This window comes from Pseudarthrobacter sp. fls2-241-R2A-168, from assembly GCF_030209335.1.
GTDB lineage: Bacteria > Actinomycetota > Actinomycetes > Actinomycetales > Micrococcaceae > Arthrobacter.
Genome location: NZ_JARVSG010000022.1, coordinates 14,533 through 38,445, shown reverse-complemented (window position 1 = coordinate 38,445; position 23,913 = coordinate 14,533). Strand labels below are relative to the sequence as shown.

The 23,913-nt window shown below is 65.7% G+C and carries 21 protein-coding genes; 15 read left to right on the top strand and 6 right to left on the bottom strand.

The annotated features are described in order from the left end of the window. Positions 1-106: 106 nt before the first annotated feature. The gene (locus QRN11_RS14070; RefSeq protein ID WP_091419558.1) at positions 107-1,162 is read left to right on the top strand and encodes a Gfo/Idh/MocA family protein; all 1,056 of its coding nucleotides are present in this window, start codon (positions 107-109) and stop codon (positions 1,160-1,162) included. Between the two features lie 59 nt (positions 1,163-1,221). Here QRN11_RS14070 and ald read toward each other — a convergent pair whose 3' ends face one another. Further along, positions 1,222-2,340: an alanine dehydrogenase gene (gene ald / locus QRN11_RS14065; RefSeq protein WP_285313258.1), complete on the bottom strand. Its 1,119-nt coding sequence runs from the start codon at positions 2,338-2,340 to the stop codon at positions 1,222-1,224. Positions 2,341-2,574: 234 nt separating this feature from the next. On the opposite strand from ald, the gene QRN11_RS14060 reads away from it, so the two are divergent. After that, on the top strand, positions 2,575-3,795 hold the full coding sequence (locus QRN11_RS14060; protein WP_142059728.1) for a PucR family transcriptional regulator: 1,221 nt from the start codon (positions 2,575-2,577) through the stop codon (positions 3,793-3,795). Here the strand turns inward: QRN11_RS14060 and QRN11_RS14055 are convergent. Beyond that, positions 3,792-4,214 (bottom strand): helix-turn-helix domain-containing protein, encoded by a 423-nt coding sequence (locus QRN11_RS14055; RefSeq protein ID WP_091419563.1) that lies wholly within the window; start codon positions 4,212-4,214, stop codon positions 3,792-3,794. The genes QRN11_RS14060 and QRN11_RS14055 overlap by 4 nt on opposite strands. An 84-nt stretch (positions 4,215-4,298) precedes the next feature. Here QRN11_RS14055 and QRN11_RS14050 point away from each other — a divergent pair, with 84 nt between their 5' ends. Continuing rightward, a complete protein-coding gene (locus tag QRN11_RS14050; RefSeq protein ID WP_285313257.1) occupies positions 4,299-5,105 on the top strand; it encodes an alpha/beta fold hydrolase in 807 nt (268 codons plus the stop codon). 27 nt (positions 5,106-5,132) lie between these two features. Here the strand turns inward: QRN11_RS14050 and ptsP are convergent, their stop codons facing one another. After that, entirely contained in the window at positions 5,133-6,818 is a 1,686-nt protein-coding gene (ptsP, locus tag QRN11_RS14045) for a phosphoenolpyruvate--protein phosphotransferase (protein ID WP_091419566.1), read from the bottom strand. Between the two features lie 200 nt (positions 6,819-7,018). On the opposite strand from ptsP, the gene QRN11_RS14040 reads away from it, so the two are divergent. From QRN11_RS14040 to QRN11_RS13995, 10 genes are all read left to right on the top strand, one after another. Next, positions 7,019-7,747 (top strand): TetR/AcrR family transcriptional regulator, encoded by a 729-nt coding sequence (locus QRN11_RS14040; protein ID WP_091419568.1) that lies wholly within the window; start codon positions 7,019-7,021, stop codon positions 7,745-7,747. 83 nt (positions 7,748-7,830) lie between these two features. Continuing rightward, entirely contained in the window at positions 7,831-9,912 is a 2,082-nt protein-coding gene (locus QRN11_RS14035) for a PTS mannitol transporter subunit IICBA (protein ID WP_285313256.1), read from the top strand. Then, positions 9,912-11,075, top strand: a complete 1,164-nt coding sequence (locus tag QRN11_RS14030; protein WP_285313255.1) for a mannitol-1-phosphate 5-dehydrogenase — start codon at positions 9,912-9,914, stop codon at positions 11,073-11,075. Before QRN11_RS14035 ends, QRN11_RS14030 begins: the two co-directional genes overlap by 1 nt. 175 nt (positions 11,076-11,250) lie before the next feature. Continuing rightward, positions 11,251-12,198 carry a siderophore ABC transporter substrate-binding protein gene (locus QRN11_RS14025; protein WP_285313254.1) on the top strand — a complete coding sequence of 316 codons (948 nt, stop codon included), beginning with the start codon at positions 11,251-11,253 and terminating at the stop codon, positions 12,196-12,198. A 21-nt stretch (positions 12,199-12,219) separates the two neighbouring features. Further along, a complete protein-coding gene (locus tag QRN11_RS14020) occupies positions 12,220-13,227 on the top strand; it encodes an ABC transporter permease (protein ID WP_285313253.1) in 1,008 nt (335 codons plus the stop codon). Beyond that, positions 13,220-14,269: an iron chelate uptake ABC transporter family permease subunit gene (locus QRN11_RS14015; RefSeq protein WP_285313252.1), complete on the top strand. Its 1,050-nt coding sequence runs from the start codon at positions 13,220-13,222 to the stop codon at positions 14,267-14,269. The genes QRN11_RS14020 and QRN11_RS14015 overlap by 8 nt, the downstream gene beginning before the upstream one ends. Then, positions 14,266-15,027: an iron ABC transporter ATP-binding protein gene (locus tag QRN11_RS14010; RefSeq protein ID WP_285313251.1), complete on the top strand. Its 762-nt coding sequence runs from the start codon at positions 14,266-14,268 to the stop codon at positions 15,025-15,027. Before QRN11_RS14015 ends, QRN11_RS14010 begins: the two co-directional genes overlap by 4 nt. Before the next feature lie 122 nt (positions 15,028-15,149). Then, complete coding sequence (locus QRN11_RS14005; protein WP_285313259.1) at positions 15,150-15,650, top strand: GNAT family N-acetyltransferase; 501 nt, start codon at positions 15,150-15,152, stop codon at positions 15,648-15,650. Between the two features lie 41 nt (positions 15,651-15,691). Continuing rightward, positions 15,692-16,138: a MarR family winged helix-turn-helix transcriptional regulator gene (locus QRN11_RS14000; protein WP_285313250.1), complete on the top strand. Its 447-nt coding sequence runs from the start codon at positions 15,692-15,694 to the stop codon at positions 16,136-16,138. A 28-nt stretch (positions 16,139-16,166) separates the two neighbouring features. Beyond that, positions 16,167-17,390: an MFS transporter gene (locus QRN11_RS13995; RefSeq protein ID WP_285313249.1), complete on the top strand. Its 1,224-nt coding sequence runs from the start codon at positions 16,167-16,169 to the stop codon at positions 17,388-17,390. A gap of 88 nt (positions 17,391-17,478) precedes the next feature. On the opposite strand, the gene QRN11_RS13990 is transcribed toward QRN11_RS13995, so the two are convergent. From QRN11_RS13990 to rraA, 3 genes are all read right to left on the bottom strand, one after another. After that, a complete protein-coding gene (locus QRN11_RS13990; protein ID WP_142059747.1) occupies positions 17,479-18,918 on the bottom strand; it encodes a sugar porter family MFS transporter in 1,440 nt (479 codons plus the stop codon). Between the two features lie 335 nt (positions 18,919-19,253). Then, positions 19,254-20,906 carry an MDR family MFS transporter gene (locus tag QRN11_RS13985; protein WP_285313248.1) on the bottom strand — a complete coding sequence of 551 codons (1,653 nt, stop codon included), beginning with the start codon at positions 20,904-20,906 and terminating at the stop codon, positions 19,254-19,256. 98 nt (positions 20,907-21,004) lie between these two features. Next, positions 21,005-21,505 carry a ribonuclease E activity regulator RraA gene (gene rraA, locus QRN11_RS13980; protein WP_285313247.1) on the bottom strand — a complete coding sequence of 167 codons (501 nt, stop codon included), beginning with the start codon at positions 21,503-21,505 and terminating at the stop codon, positions 21,005-21,007. Positions 21,506-21,627: 122 nt separating this feature from the next. Between rraA and QRN11_RS13975 the strand changes: the two genes are divergently transcribed. Further along, positions 21,628-22,914 carry an MFS transporter gene (locus QRN11_RS13975; RefSeq protein ID WP_285313246.1) on the top strand — a complete coding sequence of 429 codons (1,287 nt, stop codon included), beginning with the start codon at positions 21,628-21,630 and terminating at the stop codon, positions 22,912-22,914. Between the two features lie 136 nt (positions 22,915-23,050). Continuing rightward, the gene (locus QRN11_RS13970; protein WP_091419589.1) at positions 23,051-23,659 is read left to right on the top strand and encodes a TetR/AcrR family transcriptional regulator; all 609 of its coding nucleotides are present in this window, start codon (positions 23,051-23,053) and stop codon (positions 23,657-23,659) included. Positions 23,660-23,913 lie beyond the last annotated feature (254 nt).

The following is a 23,913-nucleotide window of genomic DNA, read 5'->3' as shown; positions in this document are numbered from 1 at the left end:
GCCAGCACACCCACATCCTGCAACAGGAAAGGGCTACGAAAAAGGTAACGAGCGTTGACGGTTAAGGGGCATTAAGTGAGAGAGCGTGCGGGAGTAGCGTAGTCCCATGACCGGAACTGCTGAACGCACCATCCGCACCGCCGTCGTCGGCTATGGCCTTTCGGGCAGCGTCTTCCACGCCCCTTTGATCGGGGCGGATGCGCGCTATTCGCTGGACGTCATCGCCACTTCCAATGCAGAGCGGCAAAAGGCAGCCACTGCCCGCTACCCCGGCGTTCGGACAGTGCACGACGGCGATGCCGTCCTCGCGCACGCCGCGGACCTTGACCTGGTGGTGCTGGGCACCCCGCCCGCCACCCATTACCCGCTCGCCAAGGCGGCCCTGGAAGCCGGGCTGGACGTGGTGGTGGACAAGCCCTTCGCAGTGACCAGCGAAGAAGGGCAGGAATTGGTGGAGCTGGCCCGGGAGCTCGGCCGCGTGCTGACGGTGTTCCAGAACCGCCGCTGGGACGGCGATTTCCTGACGCTTCGCAAGCTTGTGGCGGCAGAAGCCGTCGGAAAGGTTGCGCGCTTCGAATCGCGGTTCGAGCGTTGGTCGCCCACCATTGCCAAGGCCTGGAAGGCGCGTGCCACGGCGGCGGACGGCGGCGGTGCTTTGTACGACCTCGGGAGCCACCTGATTGACCAGGCCCTCCTGCTGTTTGGCCCCGCCACTGTGGTCCACGCTGAGCTGAAAGCCCGCCGGGCGGACGAGCGGGCGGACGACGACGTTTTCCTGGTGCTGCGGCACGAGTCCGGGGTGCTCAGCCACCTCACCATGAACATGCTCTGCGCCCAGCAGGGCGCCCGCTTCCGCGTCCTGGGTTCCGTGGGGGCCTTCACCAAGAACGGGGTTGATCCGCAGGAGCCCTACATCGTGGCGGGCGGCAGCCCCCTTGATGCGGAGTACGGCGAAGAGGCGCCCGAGTGGGCAGGGCTCCTGGGCCGGGACGGCCACCTGGACGCCCTGCCCACCGAACGCGGCGCCTACCCGGAGTTCTACCGGATCCTGGCAGAGAAGATCCTCGACGGCGGCGCAAAATCAGACCTGCCCCTCCCGGTAAACCCGGAAGACGCCGTCGAGGCCCTCAAACTCATAGAACAAGCACGCGAAGTGGCTTAAAAGAAGAACGGTGGTTGAGCTTGTCGAAACCTGGTCCGACGAGCTCAACCACCGATTAGTTAGGCCGAAACCAGCTGGTGCCAGTCGGAGACGAGCGGCAGGTTATGCGCCTCGGAAACGGAGTGGTGCGCCACGTGGCCGGCGGCGATGTTGAGGCCGGCGGCGAGGGCGGGGTCGCGGTCGAAGGCTGCCTTGACGCCCAGGTTGGCCAGGGACACGGCGTACCGCAGGGTCACGTTGGTCAGCGCGTAGGTGGAGGTGTTGGGCACAGCGCCGGGCATGTTGGCCACGCAGTAGAAGATGGTGTTGTGGACCTTGTAGGTCGGTTCCTGGTGCGTGGTGGGGTGGGTGTCTTCGAAGCAGCCGCCCTGGTCAACGGCGATGTCCACCAGCACTGAGCCGGGCTTCATCCGTGCCACGAGTTCGTTGGTGACCAGCTTGGGGGCCTTGGCGCCCGGGATCAGGACGGAGCCGATCACCAGGTCGGCATCCACCACGGACTTTTCGATCTCGTATGAGTTCGAGGCCACGGTCTTGAGCCGGCCCTGGTACTGGGCATCGAGTTCTCGCAGGCGGTTGATATTGATGTCCAGGATGGTCACGTCGGCGCCGAGGCCAAGGGCCATTGCTGCGGCGTTGGTACCCGCAACACCTGCACCAAGAACCACAACCTTGGCCGGACGCACGCCGGGAACGCCGCCGAGCAGGACGCCCTTGCCGCCGGCGGGAGCCATGAGGGATGCGGCGCCTACCTGGACGGAGAGCCGGCCGGCCACCTCGGACATGGGGGCCAGCAGCGGCAGGGTGCGGCCTTCCTGGACGGTTTCGTAGGCGATGGCCGTGACGCCGGAGTTGATGAGTTCGCGGGTGAGCTCGGGCTCGGCTGCGAGGTGGAGGTAGGTGAAGAGGATCAGGCCCTTGCGGAAGCGGTGGTATTCGGCCTTGATGGGTTCCTTGACCTTCATGACCAGGTCCGCGCGGGCCCAGACGTCGTCCGCCTCGTTAACGATTTCGGCGCCGGCGATGGCGTATTCCTCGTCGGTGATGCCTGAGCCCAGGCCTGCGCCGCGTTCCACCAGCACGGTGTGGCCGTGGGTGCCGAACTCGTGGACGCCGGCGGCGGTGATGGCCACCCGGAATTCGTTGTTCTTGATTTCTTTGGGGACGCCGATGATCATCGTGGGCTCCGTGTTCTCGGCTGGTAAGCCGGAAAATTGGGGAAGGATTTCGTGTTTCCACGATAAATCCGGTTGTGAGCCAGCCGACATCAGGCGGTCGAGGCGGTCGCGGAGGAACGCCGGAAATCCAAGGATTTTGCCAGTGCAGCCTCGACGTTTGTTCAGCTGCAGAGCGTCAAGTGTCGCCTGATGTCCGTTCGTGCCGGATGCCTTGCAAGCAGTAGTGTTGCCCCCATGCAGCAACAGGGTGTGGAGCAACTGGTGGAGCTGGTGGCACAGAAGCTGGGCCGCGGCCTTTCCCTGGAGGATCTGGACGGTGTGCTCCTCGCATACAGCTCCAACCAGTCCCATGCCGACCGCGTCCGGGTGAACTTCCTGCTCAGCAAGAAGGTGCCGGCTGATGTCAGCGCCTGGCAGCTCTCGCACGGGATCGCCACCGCCGTCCGGCCGGTGGCGGTTCCTGCCAACCCGCACCTGGGCATGCTGGGCCGCGTCTGCGTCCCGCTGATGGTCCGCGGCTTCAGGGTGGGTTATCTGTGGGTGCAGCAGGACTCGGTGGAGGAAAATCCGACGGCGATTCTCACCCAGTTGCCTTCCGTCGCCAGCGAACTCGAAATGCTCTCAGCGCTGTTGCTGGATTCCAACACTGCTGAATCCGAATTCCGGCGCGGGCGTGAACGGGAATTCCTGGCCGCCTGTGCGGGGGAAACCAATGCGGTGGCGGCGGTGGGAGGCTGGAAGGAAATCCAGGGCCGCGGGCCCTGGCAAATGGTGACGGTGCTGGACGCCGATGGCGGGGCCGAAGGACCGGATCCCATTGCCGCCACCCTGATCCACCGCGCCGCCGCACTGCAGGCGACAGTGGGTGTGGACGCGGCCCTCTTCAGTGCCGGTGCGGAAACCCACTCCGTGGTGCTGTTCCGCGAGTCGTCGGGCAGGGCGAACCATGCGCAGGTCCTGGTGCACTATCAGCTCGAGCTGGCCAAGCGCTCCGGCCGCCCCGTGCAGCGGATCATCCTGGGCATCAGTGAAGGATTTACCAGGCCGCGGGAGCTGGCCGAGGCCTACCGGCAATCCAAGCTGGCGGCCCAGGCCGCAGCAGTGGATCCGCAACTCGGGGAGCTCGTGGACTGCCGGTCCACCGGCGTCTATCAGCTCCTGGCTTCCGCCGGGGGAGGGGCAGGCGCCTGGGTGGATCCTGGCTCGGTCTACTTCCGGACGCTCGAGGACCACGACCGCAACGGCGAACTCATCCCCGTCCTGGAACTGCTCTACGACAACGACGGTTCCGTCCAGGACGTGGCCGCAAAACTCCATCTGCACCGGAGCAGCATCTACAACCGGCTGGGCCGGATCCGGCAACTGCTGGGCGTGGATCCGCTGAAGGGCATGCCCCGGCTGGAACTCCACGCTGCGCTCAAGATGCGCCGCTGGGCGGCGCGCCCCCGGATCTAAAGCTGGGTTCCGCCGTCGGCTTCTGAGCCTTGCTCTCCGGCAGCCTTGTGCCGGTCCTTTTTCTGCTCCTCGAGCCACGCCATGATGGCCGTGCGCGGAATGCGCCGGTGGCTGCCGCGGTACTCGACCGGGATTTCCCCCCGGTCGGTCATGTTGCGCAGGTAGGTGTGGGAGATGCCCGCCAGCTCCGCCGCTTTGGAGGTGGTCAGCATGTCCTCCACGCTGCTTACCGTCACGGCCTCACCGCGGCTGAAGCGCCGCAGGAGGTCGACGACGGCGTCCCTCGCCAAGGGTGGAAGGCGGTGGACGGTGCCGTCCACAAAAACAGTAATGTCATCGCTGCCGGCGAGGGCCCGTTCCAGCTTCCGGGCCTCCTCGGGCGGGAGCGCGGCGGCCATCCTGGGAGCAATCAGTGCCATGGCCACAGCCTAGCGGGCCGGCCCGCACCCTGCAGTGCGGCAGGCTTTGAACCGCCTATATTGCTCCGGCGGTATGCTCGCTTAATGGCATTGAATGGCGGCAGGAACGTGGAATCCGGTGGTTTGCAGGGAATACTGTATTCCTCAGTCCAGCCCTCAAGGGCCGGTGCAAAGGGAATCCCCGATACCGGCGCGCGCCCCACCTATGTCCTGCTGCATGGCATTGGCGTTTCCCACCGCTACCTGGCACGGCTGCACCAGGAGTTGGCCAAGGCAGCGGACGTCTACTCGTTCGACCTCCCAGGCTTTGGAAAGTCGTCAAAGCCCGGACGGCAGCTGCAGGTGGAAGATTTTGCCGCGTTTGTCAGCGCTGTGCTGACCGACGCCGGCGTCGCCAGCTATGTGCCGGTGGGCCACTCCATGGGCACCCAGTTTGCGGTGGAACTTGCCCTGCGTGAGCCCTGGCGGGTGGCCGGAGCCGTGCTGATGGGTCCCGTGGTGGAACCCAGCCGGAAGTCCGTTGCGCAACAGGCGCTCGCGCTCACCAGGGACGCCATGTTCAGCGAGTCACTGACCTCCAACGCCATTGTCTTTAGCGACTACTTCCGTGCAGGCCCGCGCTGGTACCTCACCGAATTGCCGGTGATGATGCAATACCCGCTGGAGGAGCGGCTGGCCGGCGTCAGCCAGCCGGTGCTGGTGCTCCGCGGCACCAGGGACCCCATCGCGCGGCGTCCCTGGTGCGTCAAGCTCTCGGCTGCCGCCCCGCAGGGCAGCATGGGCGAGATTCTGGGGCAGGGCCACGTCTTCCAGCACACCGCCCCGGCTCTCGCCGCCCAGGCCATCAACGGCTGGGTGCGCGCCCTTAACGGATTCGACGTTACAGCCTGACGTTCACAGGCTTTGCTGCCGCCGGGGCTAGAGCCCCAGCTCCTCCAGCACAGGCAGCTTTTCGCGGACCCACGCCCGTGCTTCGGTGGCGCTGGGGGCGGACAGTGCCAGCTTGGCCAGCTGCTGCGCCTCCTCCAGGGTCACCGTTTTGAGCACCGCAGCCACGGCTGCCAGGGAACGTGCCGTCATGGACAGGGTGCTCACGCCCAGGCCGGTCAGTACGACGGCGAGGGCGGGATCGGCGGCCGCCTCACCGCAGACGCCAACGGGTTTGTTGTTGCCCTCCGCGCGTGAGCCCTCCACTGTCAGCCCCACCAGGCGCAGGACTGCCGGCTGCCAGGGCGTGTTGAGGTTGGCCAGCGGGCCCAGCTGCCGGTCGGCGGCCATGGCGTACTGGGTGAGGTCGTTGGTGCCAAGGCTTGCGAAGCCCACTTCCCGCAGGATGGCTTCGGCCGTCAGTGCTGCGGAGGGAACCTCCACCATCACGCCGGGCGTTTTGATGCCGGCGTCTGCGCACATGGAGGCAAAGCGGGCAGCCTCTTCCGCCGTGGAGATCATGGGGGCCATGACCCACACGTCCGCTTCGGACTGTTGCTCGGCCAGCGCGATCGCTTCCAGCTGCCGGTCCAGCACGCCCGGAGTAGTGAAGTCGGTGCGGTAGCCGCGGACACCGAGGGCGGGGTTGGGCTCGGTGGAATCGGTGAGGAAGGGCAGCGGCTTGTCGGCCCCGGCGTCCAGGGTGCGCAGGACAACCTTCTTGCCCGGGAAGGCATCAAAAACGCTCTTGTAGGCCGCCGCCTGCTCCTCGACAGAAGGTTCGGTATCACGTTCCAGGAAGCAGAACTCGGTGCGGAACAACCCCACGCCCTGGGCGCCCAGCTTGGCTGCTGCCACGGCATCCTTGCCGCCGCCCACGTTGGCGAGCAGCGGCACCTGGTGCCCGTCCGCCGTCGTACCTGTCCCGGTGAACTCGGACAGCAGGGAAGCCGTGGCCGCCCACGCTTCCGCGGCCGCGCGCAAGGATTCGTCAGGCTCGGCGATGACGGTTCCGGCCGCCCCGTCCACATACACTTCCGTGCCGTCCGGAACTTCGTCCACCCCTACCGCGGCAACCACAGCGGGCAGGCCCAGGGAGCGGGCGATGATGGCGGTGTGCGACTGGGGGCCGCCGCCTGCCGTGACGAGAGCCAGGACCTGGTTGGGATCCAGGGTGGCGGTGTCAGCAGGGGCAAGGTCGTCGGCCACCAGGATGAAGGGGGTGGCGGAGGCGGGAATACCCGGCGCGGGAACCCCCCGGAGCTCGGCGACGATGCGGGCGCGGACGTCCAGGACGTCCGTGGCACGTTCGGCCATGTAGCCGCCCAGGTTGTGCAGCATTTCCGAGACGGAGGAGCCGGACTCCCAGATGGCGCGCTCGCCGGAGGTGCCGCGGGCAATGAGCTTGGAAGCACCCTTGATCAGCATGGTGTCCTTGGCCATCAGTGCCGTGGCTTCAAGGACAGCCTTGCCGTCACCGGTGGCATGGGCTGCGCGGGACTTAAGTTCGTCGTGGACGGCCTGGGCGGCCGCCTTCAGGGCTGCGGTGGCTTCCTCTGCGGTGGTGTCCGGTGCCAGCTGCTCGCCGGCCGGAGGCTCACTGATGGGTTTGGGCATCTGCCGGACGGTGCCGATAACGCGGCCTGGACTGACGCCTACTCCTGGGAAGTTCTGCACTGAAGGTCCTCATTCTCTGCCGGTTTGCCAGGCCCGCCAATATGTCCGGCGCCATGCCGGTCCACCGGCGCCATGCCGGTCCACCGGCGCCATGCCGGTCCACCGGCGGACTGCTACGTCCGCCAGGCGGAAAACGTGCCTGAAAAAATTGTATGTGATTCAGTTCATATAGCATTGCTATAGGTGCTAGGGTAGCGGTTATGAGTTTGGATGGCCAGCTTCCCCCCAAAATGCGACTGCTTCGTGCAGCGGCGGAGTTGTTGGCAAAATCCGCGGGAGCCCCCGTTTCCACCCGCCAGATCACGCAGCTGGCGGGGGTATCGGCTCCCACGCTTTACCACCACTTCGGTGACAAGGAAGGTCTGTTCGACGCCGTCGTCGCCGCAGGGTTTGAAGAGTATGTAGCGGGCGAAAGGGATTTTGCCCCCTCCGGACAGCCGCTCGAGGATATCCGGAGAATGTGGGACAACCACGTGCAGTTCGGGCTTAACCAGCCGGAGCTGTACCTGGTGATGTTCGGCAATATCCGCCCGGAAAGCCGCCCGGCCATCGTTGCAGACGCCGAGGCACTGATGGAGGAGATGCTGAACAAGGCAGCGGCGGCGGGCCAGCTGAACGTCCAGCCCCGGGAGGCAGCCAGGTCCATCCTGGCCGCCAACGTGGGCGTGACGCTGATGCTGATTGCGGAGCCCGCCTCCGAACGGAACCTCGAACTGTCCACCATGACCCGGGACGCCATGATTTTCGCGGTGTCAGCCGAGCCCGCCAGCGGGGCGGCGCCGGAGGACACCGGAAAGTCCTCGGTGGTGGTGGCCGCGATCGCCCTGAACGCCGCACTTCAGGCCTCGCACTCAGACCAGCTCTCCAGCTCGGAACTCAAACTCTTCCTCGAATGGCTTCACCGCATCTCCACCAGCCCGGCAGGCTGAAAAACGCCAGAACGTCCAGCAGTACGTCGTCGTAAATATCGGACCATCCTGCGCAGCCGCAGGAATGACGGTTAGGAAATCACATGGCAACAGAGACAGTTGCAAAACCCCGCACCAGCGCGCGCGTGCACGTCCAAAAGTTCGGGACCTTCCTGTCCGGAATGATCATGCCCAACATCGGCGCCTTTATTGCCTGGGGCCTGATCACGGCCCTCTTCATTGAAAAGGGCTGGATCCCCGTCCCCGAACTGGGCGGCTTCGGCACCAACGCGGCGGGCAAGCCGAACACCGGCCTCGTGGGGCCAATGATCACCTATCTGCTGCCGCTCCTGATCGCCTACACCGGCGGCCGGATGGTGTACGACGTACGCGGTGGCGTGGTTGGTGCCATCGGCACCATGGGCGTCATTATCGGCGCCGGCATTCCGATGTTCATCGGCGCCATGATCATGGGCCCCCTGGGCGGCTGGACCATGAAGAAGATCGATTCGCTCTGGGATGGCAAGATCCGCCCCGGCTTCGAAATGCTGGTCAACAACTTCTCGGCGGGCATCTGGGGCGCCATCTTGGCGCTGCTTGGCTTCTACGGGATCGCCCCGCTGGTTTCGGCCTTCAGCACCGGCGCCGGCAACGTGGTCCAGTTCCTGGTGAACAACGGCCTGCTCCCGCTCACCAGCATCTTCATCGAGCCTGCTAAGGTGCTCTTCCTGAACAACGCCATCAACCACGGCGTGCTCACCCCGCTGGGCATCCAGCAGTCCCTGGACCAGGGCAAATCCATCCTGTTCCTGCTCGAAGCCAACCCCGGCCCGGGACTTGGACTTCTGCTCGCGTACATGTTCTTCGGAAAAGGGGCAGCCAAGGCCTCCGCTCCCGGTGCAGCCATCATCCACTTCCTGGGCGGCATCCACGAGATCTACTTCCCGTATGTCCTGATGCGCCCGCTGCTCATCCTGGCAACAATCGCCGGCGGCATGACCGGTATCGCCACGCTCGCCATCACCAACTCCGGCCTGGTGGCTCCATCCGCCCCCGGCTCCATCTTCGCGGTGCTGGCCCAGACATCCAGGGACAGCTACCTTGGGGTGATCCTGGCGGTCCTGCTTGCCACGGCGGTCTCCTTCCTGGTGGCCTCGGTCATCCTGAAGACCACGAAGCACAGCGATGAGGTGGACCTCAACGACGCCACCTCCCGCATGGAGCAGATGAAGGGCAAGAAGAGCTCTGTGGCTTCCACCCTCACCGGTGCCCGCGCAGCTGCCGGGGCAGGCGGAGTGGGCGTCCTCGCCGGCCCGGTGCGCAACATCGTGTTCGCGTGCGACGCCGGCATGGGCTCCAGTGCCATGGGCGCCTCCGTGCTGCGGAACAAGATCAAGGCTGCCGGGTTCCCGGACGTCAAGGTCACCAACGCCTCCATCGCCAACCTCAACGACACGTACGACGTTGTGGTCACCCACCAGGACCTCACCGAACGTGCAAAGCCTGCAACGTCCAGTGCCGTGCACTATTCCGTGGACAACTTCATGAACAGCCCCCGGTACGACGAAATCGTGGACCTGGTCCGGGAGAGCAACACCGAGGGCAGCACGGCAACCGAGGGCCCCGACGCGGGTGCGGGAACGCCCGGCGGCGCGTCTGCCTCGGGAGCGGCAAGGGGTCCTGCGGCCGGTGCAGCGGCAGCCGGTACCGCCGCCGTCGGAGGTTCCGAAACCGAAGCCTCAGGGGCGGGCACGGGCGAGATCCTGGCCCGGGAGAGCGTGGTGCTCAACGGCTCAGCCACCACCCGTGACGCCGCCATTGACGAAGCCGGCCGGCTCCTGCTGGCCCGCGGCGCGGTGGATGAGGATTACGTCCGGGCCATGCACGAGCGCGAACAGTCCGTGTCCACCTACATGGGCAGCTTCCTGGCCATCCCGCACGGAACCAACGCTGCCAAGGACCACATCCGCAAGTCCGCGGTGTCCGTGATCCGCTACCCCGATGGCATTGACTGGAACGGCAAGCAGGTCAAGTTCGTGGTGGGCGTTGCCGGCATCAACAACGAGCACCTGCACATCCTGTCCTCCATCGCGAAGGTCTTCACCAACAAGGAACAGGTGGCCCGGCTGGAGGCGGCAACGTCCGAGGACGAGATCCTGGAACTCTTCGGAAAGGTCAACGCATAGTGAAGGCAGTACATTTCGGGGCAGGAAATATCGGGCGTGGCTTCGTGGGCCTACTCCTGCACGACGCCGGCTATGAGGTGGTGTTCGCCGACGTCGCCGAGGAGCTGATCAACCAGCTCTCGGCGGCGGACAGCTACGCCGTGCACGAGGTGGGCGAAAACCCGGCCGTGCGGACCGTGGACAACTTCCGGGCGTTGAACTCCACCACCCAGGAAGCTGAGCTGGTCGAGGAAATCGCGACGGCGGACATCGTTACCACCGCGGTGGGGCCGCACATCCTCAAGTTCGTGGCTCCCGTGATTGCCAGGGGCATCGTGGCCAGGGAGCCAGGCCTGGCGCCGCTGCAGGTCATGGCCTGCGAGAACGCGATCAACGCCACGGACATCCTGGCCAAGGAGGTGGCCTCCCAGCCGGGGGCCGCCGCCGGGGCACTGGACGGCAAGGCAGTGTTCGCGAACACCGCGGTGGACCGGATCGTGCCCAACCAGGAAGCCGGCCAGGGCCTGGACGTCACTGTGGAAACCTTCTATGAATGGGTCATTGACCGCACTGCCTTCGGTGATTCCGCGCCGGTGATTCCGGGAGCCACGTTTGTGGATGAGCTCTCGCCGTACATCGAGCGGAAGCTGTTTACGGTGAACACGGGCCACGCATCGGCCGCCTACCTCGGGTTCGAAGCGGGCCTGGAGAAGATTTCCGATGCCATGGCGGACCAGGATGTTGCCGAGGACGTCCGGGCGGTTCTTGAGGAGACCAAGCAGCTCCTGGTCAGCAAGCACGGCTTCAGCAACGACGAACAGGAAGCCTACGTCCAGAAGATCCTGGTCCGGTTCTCCAACCCGTACCTGCCGGACACGGTGAACCGGGTGGGCCGCGCCCCGCTGCGGAAGCTGAGCCGGCACGAGCGCTTCATCGGCCCGGCTGCCGAACTCGCCGAACGGGGGGTGGTTCCGGAGGCGCTGCTTGGCGCCATCGCGGCGGCCCTGCGCTTCAACGACCCCGCCGACACCGAGGCAACCGAGCTGGCTGACATCCTGGCAGCCGGCAGCCCCGCCGACGCCACGGCCAAAATTACGGGACTGGAGCCGGAGCACCCACTGTTCAACGCCGTCGCCACGCTGGTGGAGGAACGCCAGGCGGAGATGACCCGCACTCCCGCCTGACACGGTCCCCCATCACGACGCCGGCACCCACCTGGGTGCCGGCGTCGTTCTGTGTGATCTCTCCCACTTAGGCCCAAATACGGCCCCTTCCGCTTTGAAGTTAGCCTGCCCTTACTAATAGGCTCTGGACTATTACGCAACGTGGTTGTGATGTATTAGTCGACTGGAGAACAACGTGAAGAAGAAGCTTTCGAGCTACCTGGGGGCACTGGCTGCGGGAGCGGCGCTCTTGACCGTAACGGCATGCGGAGGAAACGCGACGGCCACCCCGGCCGAGGAAGCCACCACCATCACCGTGGAGCACGCGCAGGGCAGTACCGCCAACGTGCCCGTCAACCCGGAGAAGGTCTTCACGTTCGACCTCGGCGTCCTGGACACCCTCGATGCGCTCGGTGTTGAGCCTGCCGGAGTGCCCGAAGCCGCCTACCCCGAGGCGCTGGCAAAGTACTCGGACGCCAAATACGCCAAGATCGGTTCACTGAAGGAGCCGGACTTCGAAGCCGTCAGCGCCGGCGACCCGGACCTCATCATCATTTCCGGACGCACCGCCGGTGCCTATGAGGAACTGAGCAAGATCGCCCCCACCATCGACCTGTCCATCGATGCGGCCCAGCCGATGGAAAGCTTCAAGGCCCAGACCGAAAAGCTTGGAACCATCTTCAACAAGTCGGCGGAAGTGGAAGAGCAGCTCGCGGCAGTTGATGCCACCGTTTCTGACACCAAGTCCAAGGCGGCCAACGCCGGCAAAGGCCTGATCGTCCTGACCTCAGGCGGCGAAGTCACCGCCTACGGGGCGGGCTCCCGGTTCGGCATCATCCACGACGTCCTCGGGGTACCTACGGCCGCCGACGTCAAGGTGGACGGCAGCCACGGTGAGGCCATCTCCTTCGAGTACATCAAGCAGGCCAACCCGGACATCCTGTACGTCATCAACCGCGACACCGCTGTGGGCACCGAAGCCTCCGCCGCCAACCCCATCCTGGATAACGAACTGGTGCAGTCCACCAATGCCGCCAAGAACAACAAGGTGGTCAACCTCGACCCCGCCGGCTGGTACGTGGTGGGCTACGGCCTGAACAACGTCAAAGCGATGGTGGACGCCGTCGCCGCCTCCGTGGCGTAACGCCCCGGGTTCCAGACTCCCATGACCGCCACCGCCGCGCGCCCCCTCGCGCCGGCAACCCGCAGCCAGGCCCGCCACAGTGCAGGCCTGGCTGCGGCCGCAGTTGCCGTCCTCGCCCTCGCCGCCGCCAGCATGTTCGTCGGCGTCAGCGATGTTTCCCTTCCCGCCCTGTTGTCCGGGGATCCGGCCACGGCGGAGGTCTTCTGGATCTCCCGCGTCCCGCGCACGCTGGCTGTGCTGCTCGCCGGGATGGCCGTGGCCGTTGCCGGCCTGATCATGCAGCTGATGGCCCGGAACCGCTTCGTGGAGCCGTCCACCGTAGGCACCGTGGAGTCCGCCACCCTGGGGATCCTGGTGGTCACGGTCTTTGCCCCGCAGGCTCCGGTGCCCGCCAAAATGGTAGTAGCCAGCGGCTTTGCGTTGCTGGGGACTGCGCTGTTCCTGGCCATCCTGCGCCGCCTCCCGGCCCGGAACACCCTCCTTATCCCGCTGGTGGGCATCATGCTGGGCGGGGTCATCGGGGCGGTCACCACCTTCTTCGCCTACCGCTACGACCTGCTGCAGACCCTGAGCAACTGGATGATCGGTGACTTCTCCGGCGTGCTGCGGGGCCGCTATGAGCTGCTCTGGATCGTCGCCGTCCTTATGCTGCTGGGCATGCTGGCCGCAGACCGGTTCACCGTGGCCGGAATGGGCCAGGACTTCACCACCAACCTTGGCCTGAATTACGGCCGGACCATGCGGCTGGGCCTGGTGATCGTCTCCCTGATCTCGGCCGTAGTGGTAACGACAGTGGGCGCCGTGCCCTTCCTGGGGCTGGTGGTTCCCAACATCGTGTCCCTCATTTTTGGCGACAACCTCCGCCGCGCCGTCCCGTGGACCGCCCTGTTCGGCGCCGCGTTCGTGCTGGTCTGCGACATCATCGGCCGGACCATCCGCTACCCCTACGAGGTGCCTGTGGGCATGGTGATGTCCGTGCTGGGCGCCGTCATCTTCCTCGTCCTGATCCTGAGGAAGCGCAATGCCTGAGAACACTTTGAAGCAGCCGCCGGTGAAAGAACCGCTTGCCGCCCCGGCTCCGGCCACAGGAGGCGTACGCAGGCTCAAAGCCGGCGTCCGCAACGCGTCCCCGCGCCTGGTGGCGGGCATCCTGCTCGCGGCGACGGCCGCCGTCGTCTGCCTGTTCCTGTTCTTCGAGCTCAAGGGCAACGTGGGCTACATCCTGCCGCGCCGGGCCATCAAGGTGGGCGCCATGCTGCTGGTGGCCGTGGCTGTGGGAGTTTCGACGCTCCTGTTCCAGACGGTCACCGCGAACCGGATCCTCACTCCGTCCATCATGGGTTTCGATTCGCTGTACATCCTGGTGCAGACGGTGATGACATTCACCCTCGGCGCCGCCGCGGTGGTGGCCGCCCCGCCCACGCTCCAGTTCGGCGCTGAGGTGCTGCTGATGGTGGCGTTCAGCGCCCTGTTGTACCGCTGGATGTTCACCGGTGCCACCCGTTCCCTGCACCTGCTCCTGCTGGTGGGCGTCATCCTGGGCAGCCTGTTCCGCGGCCTGTCCTCGCTGCTGCAGCGGCTGATGGAGCCCAGCGAGTTCATCATCCTGCAGGACCTGTTTTTCGCGAGCTTCAACAACGTGGACCCGGCGTTGCTCGGGGTTTCCGCCATCATTATTGCCGCCGTCTGTGCCGTTGCCTGGCGGGCGCGGCACGCGCTGGATGTCCTGGCCCTGGGCCGCGACGTGGCCATCAACGTGGGTGTGGACCACCGCGCGGTGGTGATGCGGGTGCTGCTGGGCTGCTCCTTGCTGGTGGCGGTGTCCACCGCCCTGGTGGGGCCGGTGACCTTCTTTGGACTGCTGGTGGTGAGCCTGGGTTACCAGCTGTGCCGCGGCTTCAGCCACGCCTGGCTGCTGCCCATCGTGGTGCTGATCGGCGCCGTTGCCCTGGTGGGCGGGCAGCTGCTCCTGGAGAAGGTGTTCGGCTTCGGCACCGCGCTGAGCGTGGTCATCGAATTTACCGGCGGCATTCTCTTCCTATACCTCCTCCTGAAAGGCTCGCTGAAATGACCATCGCGGTCCGGAACGTCTCCAAGAGCTACGGCGGCCAAGCGGTCCTTGACGACGTCAGCTGCGTGATCCCCGAGGGCGGCATCACCTCCATCATCGGCCCCAACGGAGCGGGCAAATCCACGCTGCTCTCGCTGATCAGCCGGCTGCAGCCGCTCGAAGCGGGTGTTGTCACCGTTGCCGGACTGGACGTCGCGGCCACGGACAGCCGGGAGCTGGCCAGGACCATGGCGATCCTCCGTCAGGAAAACCACCTGACCATGCGGCTCACCGTCCGGGACCTCGTTGCCTTCGGCAGGTTCCCGCACTCCGGCGGGCGGCCCACCGTGGAGGACCTCGCCAAGGTGGAGGAAGCCATCGTCCACCTGGACCTGACCCCCATGGCGGACAAGTTCGTGGATGAACTTTCGGGCGGCCAGCGTCAGCGGGCCTTCATCGCCATGGTGCTGGCCCAGGACACCCGGTACCTGCTCCTGGACGAACCGCTGAACAACCTGGACATGAAGCATTCGGTGGAGATGATGCGGCTCCTGCGCCGGCTGGCGGACGAGTTCGGCAAGACCATCGTCCTGGTGGTCCACGACATCAACTTTGCCTCCTGCTACTCGGACACCATCCTGGCCATGAAGGACGGCCGGCTGGTCCACCAGGGCAGCCCGCGGCAGATCATGCAGCAGGCCATGCTCCGCGACGTCTACGACATCGACATCCGCATCGAGGACATCGAGGGCAACCGGATCGGGGTCTACTTCGCCTGACCCTCCCCGACGCCCCATCACCTTCCGCGCACTTTCGGGTAGCGCCCCATCACCTTTCGTGCACTTCCGACCCCCGCTCACTTTCGTGCGAGGCTGGGCTGGTGACCGAGAGCCAAGCTGCCATGCCCTTCCTCCTGACCTCCGACGTCGACGGCGGGACCTTCCGCCTGCGCGGCGCCTTACGGGCGCACCTGCCGGCCATCGTGAGCCTGCTCGCGGACGATTCCCTGGGTTCCGGGCGCGAGCGTGCCGCGGACATGGCGCCCTACGAACGCGCCTTCGAGGCGATCGACGCCGACCCTTCCCACTTGCTCATCGTGGGAGAGCTGCTCCCGGACGGAGGAAGGGAAGCGGCTGTTGTTGCCACCTTTCAGCTCAGCTTCCTGCCCGGCATCTCACGGCAGGGGGCCTGGCGCTCGCAGATCGAGGGGGTGCGGGTTGCGGACAGCCTCCGCGGCAATGGCATCGGCAACATGATGGTGCAGTGGGCTATCGAAGAGTCCCGGCGCCGCGGCTGTGCGCTGATGCAGCTGACCACGCACAAAACACGCCTTGCCGCGCATAGGTTCTATGGGCGGCTCGGGTTTGAAGCCAGCCACCAAGGCATGAAGCTGACACTCTGAGCCTTGACCCTTAGGTAGCCTAACTGTTAGGCTACCTAACGATGAACAAAAGAAGCGATCACGAGGAGCTGCACGCGCTTGCCGGCGACTTCCGCGAGGCCCTCCGCCACAGCGTGTACTTGGTGCGCAGGCTCGATGCCGAAGGGGAACTCAGCGCCGCCCAGCTCAGCACCCTGAAGATGCTGCTGGACGACGGCGTGCGGGTGGGGGAGATCGCACGGAACCTTGGCGTCCGCGTGCCCAGCGCCACGGAGCAGATCATCAAGCTGGAGCGGGCGGGACTGGCCCGGCGCGAACCCGACCCGGACGACTCGCGCGCCGTACGGGTGGTACTCACCACGGAAGGCCGTGCCGCCGTCGACTCCGCCAATGCCCGGCGGAATGCCGTAATGGCCGGCATCCTCAGCTCCCTGTCTGAGCAGGACCGGCAGGCCCTGGCGGCCGCCCTTCCCGTCATTGGAAAAATCAACGCGTCGCTGCTGCAGTGACGCACGCATCCCTATAGGAGCAACCTTCATGAACGGCCACGCAGATACGCTGCCGGCAGCAGAAGCCACCCTGAAGGCCGAAAAGGCCTCATTCCTCAAGCAACCAAAGGCGGTATGGGCCACAGCCCTGGCCGCCGTTTTTGCGTTTATGGGCATCGGACTGGTGGACCCCATCCTGCCCGCCATCGCCACCAACCTCGATGCCAGCCCCAGCGAGGTGTCCTTGCTCTTCACCAGTTATTTCCTAGTGACAGCCGTGGCAATGCTGATTACAGGCTTCGTTTCCTCGCGCATCGGCGGCAAGAAGACCCTGCTGATCGGGCTCGCCGTCATCGTGGTGTTTTCCTCACTCTCCGGCCTGTCCGGCAGCGTGGGGGAGTTGGTGGGCTTCCGGGCCGGCTGGGGGCTGGGCAACGCCCTGTTCGTTGCCACGGCACTGGCCGTGATCGTCGGTGTAGCCAGCGGCGGGGCCGGTACGGCGATCATCCTCTACGAAGCCGCACTGGGCCTTGGCATCTCGCTTGGCCCGCTCCTGGGTGCCCTGCTGGGCGGCTGGCAGTGGCGCGCACCGTTCTTCGGAACCGCGGGCCTGATGGCTGCCGCCTTTGTGGCCCTCGTGGTGCTGCTCCCCAGGACCCCGCTGCCGGAACGGAAGGTCCGCCTGCGTGATCCCCTGCTGGCACTGGGCCACAAGGGACTGCGCACCACCGCCGTCAGCGGCCTGTTCTACAACTACGGCTTCTTCACCATCCTGGCGTTCACACCGTTCATCCTGGGCATGGACGCCTACGGCATCGGCGGGGTGTTCTTCGGCTGGGGCGTGGCCGTGGCGGTCTTCTCCGTGTTCGTGGCGCCTGTGCTGCAGAACCGCTTCGGGGCCACCAAGGTCCTGGCCGGAACCCTCCTGGTTCTGATGCTCACCCTTGTTGGGCTGGGACTGGCCGCTGGGCACTCGGTACCTGCCGTCGTCGTACTGGTGGTGCTCTCCGGCGCCCTGCTGGGCATCAACAACACCATCTACACGGAACTGGCAATGGGCGTTTCGGATTCCCCGCGCCCGGTGGCCTCGTCCGGCTACAACTTCGTGCGGTGGATGGGCGGAGCCCTTGCCCCTTTCGCCGCCGCCCAGCTGGGCGAGCACTTCGGCCCGCAGGTCCCGTTCTTTGCGGGGGCTGTGGCGATGGTGGTGGCCATCGGCGTCGCCCTGGCCGGCCGGAAGTACCTGGCAGCGCACGAGCCGCACGTGGTCTAGCTGTTTCCCGCTCCAAAGACAGCAAACCCTCCGTCACGCCATGTGATGGAGGGTTTGCTGTTGAGCAGCGGAAGGTGATGGGGCGTTGCTAGGCCTTCTTGGAGCCCTTGGCCACGAACAGCGTCTCCGCCTGCTCCAGTGACATCCCGTTCGTTTCCGGAACCTTGAACATCACAAAGAAGAAAGACGCCGCCGCGAACAGTGCGTACATGGCATACGTGAGCGGCAGCGAACCGGCAGCCATCACCGGGAAGCTCAGCGTGATGGCAAAGTTCGCCACCCACTGCGCGGCCGCCGCGAGGCCCAGTGCGCGGGCGCGGATCCGGGATGGGAAGATCTCGCCCAGGAGCACCCACACCAGCGGGCCCCAGGACGCGCCGAAGCTGATCACAAAGACGTTGGCGGCCACCAGTGCCACCGGACCCCAGGCGCCCGGCAGGGAGATGTTCTCACCGGAGCCCACTGCGGACGAGAATGCCAGTGCCATGGCTGCCAGCGAAACCGCCATGCCCACTGAACCTGCCAGCAGGATGGGCCGGCGGCCGATCCGGTCCACCAGGGCGATGGCCACGAGGGTGACCAGGATGTTCGTGATGGAGGTGGCCACGGAGATGGCGAGTGAGTCCTTTTCCTGGAAACCCACCGCCTTCCACAGGGTGGTTGAGTAGTAGAAGATCACGTTGATGCCCACGAACTGCTGCAGGACGGACAGGATGATCCCCACCCAGACCACCGCCTGCAGGCCGAACGCCTTGCCGCGCAGTGAGCCCTTCTGGCCGGCGAGCTTGTCCTCCTCGATGGCCTCACGGATCTCGCGGATGTGCCGGTCGGTGTCCTCCGCCGGGGCAATCGAATCAAACACCTTGCGTGCCTCGTCCTCCTTGCCCAGGAACACCAGGAACCGCGGGGATTCAGGAAGCGTGTAGGCAACCCAGCCGTACACCACGGCAGGCACGGCGGCGGCCAGGAACATCCAGCGCCAGGCCTCAATCCCCAGCCAGAAGGACTGGTCGGCACCGCCGGCGGTGGTGGCGAACAGCGCGTCGGAGAGCAGCGCCGCGAAAATGCCTGTGGTGATGGCGAGCTGCTGCAGCGAGGCCAGGCGGCCGCGGACCTTGCGCGGTGAGATCTCCGAGATGTAGGCGGGCGCGATCACCGAGGCCAGGCCGATCCCCAGCCCGCCCACCAGGCGCCAGAAGATCAGGTCCCAGACGCTGAAGGCGAAGCCGGTGCCGATGGCGCTGACCAGGAACAGCAGTGCTCCCAGCTTCATGGCGGGGATGCGGCCGTACCGGTCGGCCACCTTCCCGGCCAGGTAGGCGCCCGCGGCACAGCCCAGCAGCGCAATGGCCACGGCAAAGCCCGTCACGGCCTCGGACAGCGCGAATTCTGCCTTCATGGCGTCCACCGCTCCGTTCACCACGGACGAGTCGAAACCGAACAGGAATCCGCCCACCGCGCCTGCAAGCGCCAGCCAGATCACCCGCCGCGGTATCTGGGCGGTTGTCTGCTCCTGGGCAGTGGGCATGGTTCTCCCTTGGTCTGGGTTGGGTGGATGCGGTGCGGACGTCGTCGGCTGCGGAACCGGCCACCAGGCCGGCGCACTCGCGCTGTACAGTGTTCCACGCCACCGCGAACTCTTCCAGTCAGCAGGGGTGCAATTGCGCGTCCCGCCACCACCCAAGGAGGACGACGGCGGCGGGCCGGCCCGTCGTCGTCCTCGCCCCACATCCAGGGGGCACCTGGGGCAGGAACGCAGAAACCCTCCTGCGCAAAGGCAAGAGGGTTTCGGCGGAAGCAGCCACAAGGGAGCTGGCGTCCGGGGGCAAGCGGCCACAAGGGAGCGGGCGTCCGGATGGGAAGTTAGTGCACCGCGGCCGGCTCCTGCGGGGCAGCCTTCGGGTCCGAGAGCTTCTTGTTCGGCAGGGCGAAGCTGATGAGGAAGGCGATGCCAGTCAGCACGGCTGCCGTGAGCATCACGGCGTCAATCGCGTAGGCGAAGCCCTCCGTGATGGGCCGGGTCAGGGTGCTGTTCGCGGTGTGGAGCCAGCTGGTGTCGTTGAGGGAGTCGTTGGACGCCCCGTTCTGGAAGAATTCGTACAGCTTGGCGTTGGCGGGGTCGGCCGCCACGGCGGGGTCCCGGAGGACAGCTTGGTAGTCCCCGCTGGCCATGGCCGACTTCATGCTGTCCGCGATCCGGCTGGCCGCCAGGCTGAACAGCATGGAGATGAACACGGCGGTGCCAACGGCGCCGCCCATGGAGCGGAAGAACGCCGCAGAGGACGTGCCCACCCCCATGTCGCGGCGCGGCACGGACACCTGCATGGCCAGGGTGAGCGGCTGCATGCAGAAGCCCAGTCCCATACCGAAGAACACCGCGATGACGCCGGGAACCCAGAGGCCTGTGTCCACGCCCAGGGACAGTCCCATTGCTACTGCGGCCGCCGTAAGGATTGCGGTGCCCATGATGGGGAAAATCCGATAGGTGCCAGAGGACGAGATGGTGCGCCCGGCGGTAATGGAGCCGGTAAGGATGCCGACGGTGAAGGTGATCATCATCAGGCCTGCCTCCGTGGGCGTGAGGCCCTTGACCAGCTGCAGGTACATCGGCAGCATGGCGATGGCGCCGAACATGCCGATACCGATGATGAAGTTCAGCAGCGATGACAGCCCGAAGGTGGCGTTCCGGAACAGCCGCAGCGGGATCAGTGCGTAGTCGCCCGCGCGCTTCTCGGCGAGCAGGAACCAGGCGATGCCCACCACGCCCAGGCCGTAGCACAGGAACGAGTTCAGGGAGCCCCAGCCCCAGGTGCGGCCCTGCTCGGCAACCAGCAGGAGCGGCACGATGGCCAGGGTGATGGCGGCCGCGCCCCAGTAGTCGATCTTCTGCTTCACGTGCTTGGCCGGCAGGTGCAGGAACAGGAATACCACTGTCAGTGCCGCCAGGCCGATGGGCAGGTTGATAAAGAACACCCAGCGCCAGCCGTCAAAGCCCAGGATGTTGGCCGAACCAGCGAACGCGCCGCCTACTACCGGGCCAAGCACCGAGGAGATGCCGAACACGGACATAAAGTAGCCCTGGTACTTGGCCCTGTCCTTCAAGGAGACAATGTCGCCGATGATGGTCAGCGCAAGTGCCAGCAGGCCGCCGGCACCCAGGCCCTGGATACCACGGGCAATGGCGAGTTCGGTCATGGAATGGACCGAACCCGCGTACAGGGAGCCGGCCAGGAAGATGATGATGGCTGTCAGGTACAGCGGCCGGCGGCCGAAGATGTCGCTGAGTTTGCCGTACAGCGGGGTGCTTACGGTGGACGTGATGAGGTACGCGGTGGTGGCCCAGGCCTGGAGCGAGAGCCCGTCCAGGTCGTTGGCGATGGTGTAGATGGACGTGGACACAATGGTCTGGTCCAGGGAGGCCAGGAACATGCCCAGCATCAGCCCGACCATCACGGTGACGATTTGGCGCTGCGTGAGGGTTTCTCCGGCGGCGCGCACAGCAGGGGGTTGGGACATGGATGCTCCAGGGAAGTAATACGCTTTGATAGTTGCTTTCAGTAACTATCTTACCCTCGTACCTATTCCCTGGAATCGGAAGTTGTTTTCGTGCGGCTTTAGCGCTCCACGAGGATTCCGTCCGGATCGCACCAGATGGTGGTACCCGAACGGATGGTCACGCCGTCAATTTGCACGTCGACATCGACCTCGCCCGCCCCGGCTTTCGCGCTCTTGCGGGGGTTGCTGCCCAGGGCCTTGACGCCGAGATCCAGGGCGGCAATCGCCTCGCGGTCACGTATCGCTCCATTAATCACGACGCCGGCCCAGCCGTTCGCTACGGCGCTTTCGGCGATCATGTCCCCCATCAGGGCCGTGCCCAGCGAGCCGCCGCCATCCACCACCAGCACATTGCCGTTGCCCGGGGTGGCCAACGTGGACTTCACCAGGGCGTTGTCCTGGAAGCAGCGGATGGTCCTCACCGTGCCGCTGAAGTGCGAGCGGCCGCCCAGTGACTGGAACTGCAGGGATACCGAGGCCAGCTCGTCCCCGCGTTCGTCGTACAGGTCTGCGGTGTTCACCGCGGTACCGGCCGTTCCGGGGGTGGACGCTGTGCTCATGTGGTTCTCCTTGATGCTCCGGCTGCAGTTAGGTTCTTCCGTCCGCTGTTAAACCCCGGCGGCAGGGTTACGCCCACGATAGTCTGATTCCCTAGCCAACCAGCCGTATGGGGGAAAACGCCATGAGCCTGTCCAATACTCCAGCTCCCCCTGACCACGGCACCGGGCCGGACAGTCCTGCGGCGGCCTTCGCCGAACCCACACTCACCGTCAAGCCCCGCTGGGTCACCGGACTCGTCCTGGTCAACGTGGGGATCAACTGCGCCTTTTTCGGCCCCATCAACATCTTTATTGGCCAGCAGGCCATCAGTATCGATGAACCCAGCAAGGAAGCGGTTCTTTCCCTTGCCACCGCCTGCGGCGCGGCAGTCTCACTGGTGGCGAATCCGCTGTTCGGAGCGCTTTCGGACCGCACCACGTCCGGTTTCGGCCGCCGGGCGCCCTGGGTGCTGGCCGGTGCGGTGCTCGCTGCCATCGCGCTTCTGGCGATGTCCGGCGCCACTACGGTGGCCCTGCTGGTGGCCTTCTGGTGCGTGGTCCAACTCGGGGCGAACGCGGCCTACGCAGCCATCACGGCCGCGGTTCCGGACCGGGTGCCGGTGCTCCAGCGCGGCAAGGTAGGCGGGCTCGCCGCCATGGGGCAGACGCTGGGTATCCTCACGGGTGCCGTGTTTGGCGCAGTGGTGTCCGGCAACTTCATGGTGGGCTACTGGCTGTGCGCCGCCGCCCTGCTGCTGTCCGTCATCCCCTATCTGATTCACCGCGATGACCCTGTGCTGCGCAAGGGCGTCCTGCCCCGGTTCCCGCTGGTGGCCTTCCTCCGTGGGTTCTGGATCAGCCCCCGGCTGTACCCGGATTTTGCCTGGGCCGGCCTGACCCGTTTCCTGGTCAACGTGGGCAACCAGCTCACCATCGTCTACCTGCTCTTTTTCCTGCGCGACGTCCTGAAGCACGATGACCCCGCGGCCGGAGTGCTGGTCCTCACCGGCATTTACGCGGTGATGGTGATGATTACCGCCGTGGTGGCGGGACCTTGGAGCGACCGGGTGGGCCGCCGCAAGCCGTTTGTGATCGGTTCTTCCGCCATCATTGCCTTGGCCGGGCTGATCCTGGCCTTCTTCCCTGTCTGGCCCGGGGCCTTGGCCGGAGCTGCCGTATTGGGCGTCGGCTTCGGGGCCTACGTCGCGGTGGACTACGCGCTGCTGACGCAGGTCCTGCCCGTGGCGCTGGACCGGGGCAAGGACATGGGCATTATCAATGTGGCCAATTCCCTGCCCCAGGTGGTGGCGCCCGCACTGGCCTTGGCTGCTGTTACCTCCTGGGGCGGCTACCGTTCCCTGTTCCTCGCTGCGGCTGTCATCGGCCTGCTCGGGGCTGTTTTTGTGGTGATGATCAAGGGCGTCCGCTAAGCCTGTGGCAGGCGGAAGTAAGCCGCCTGACTAAATACGCCACATCGCTGTGCCGTATAGTTGAACCGGATCGCAGGCGGTCCGGGATGGGGGACGCTCCTGGCTGCTGCCCGTCAAAACACAACCCGGAATACAGATGCCTGAGACTCTTCCAGACCATCCGCCCATGGCCGCCATGCCCTCTGCCCCGCGCCAGCGGCTGCGCTATTCACGCATGCTTGAAGCGGCCGGCAGTTTTGCCCGCAAGGGCCTGGACTCCGTGGATCTGGCTGAGGTGGCGGCCAAGGCGGACGTTCCCCTCGGTACGGTCTACCGCTACTTTCCCACCCCCACTCACCTGATGCTCGCGCTCTACCGGCATCAGCTCGGAGAGCTGCAGGCTGCAGGGCGTGCCACTGCAGCCAGGTTCCGTGGGCGCGCCCTGGGCGGCCTGGTGATGGAGATCTTCCACATGCGGGTGATGCAGCCGGCAGTGGAGCAGTGCCTGAGCCGCGGCGTATATCTTCCGGACCGGGATACCACGGCCCTGCTGCGCGAGATCGACGCATTGGGCGAAAAGGTGGTGGCCAGCGCCTGCGGCGACGCCATTGTGGCCCGGGTGCTCCTATTGACGGTCACTGGTCTGGTCCAGTCCGTCCGGAACCGCCGGCTGTCCCTCTTTGAAGCTGAAGAAGACCTCAAAAAGGCCTGCGCACGGCTCGCTCCGGCTGCCGAGGGCAGCTACACACTCCACCAAAGCGCGTAACAGGTCTAGACCAATTGCCCATTAAATCGGGCTTATTGCCGTGGTGTGGATCACGAATGTGTCTGCGGAAACGTTTTAGCATGTGCAGCCGCCGTCAAATCGTCTCCGGGTGACCTTTTCCGCTGTCTACCATGGGGAACGGAGCAGCAGGGAGCATCCCCGACGCTCCCACGGACCCGCCACCCCTGGGTAATCCGCCGCACCTCTTCCAATGCCTCAGGTCCATTCGGGCCCGAGCCCCATGTGCCGTGTGA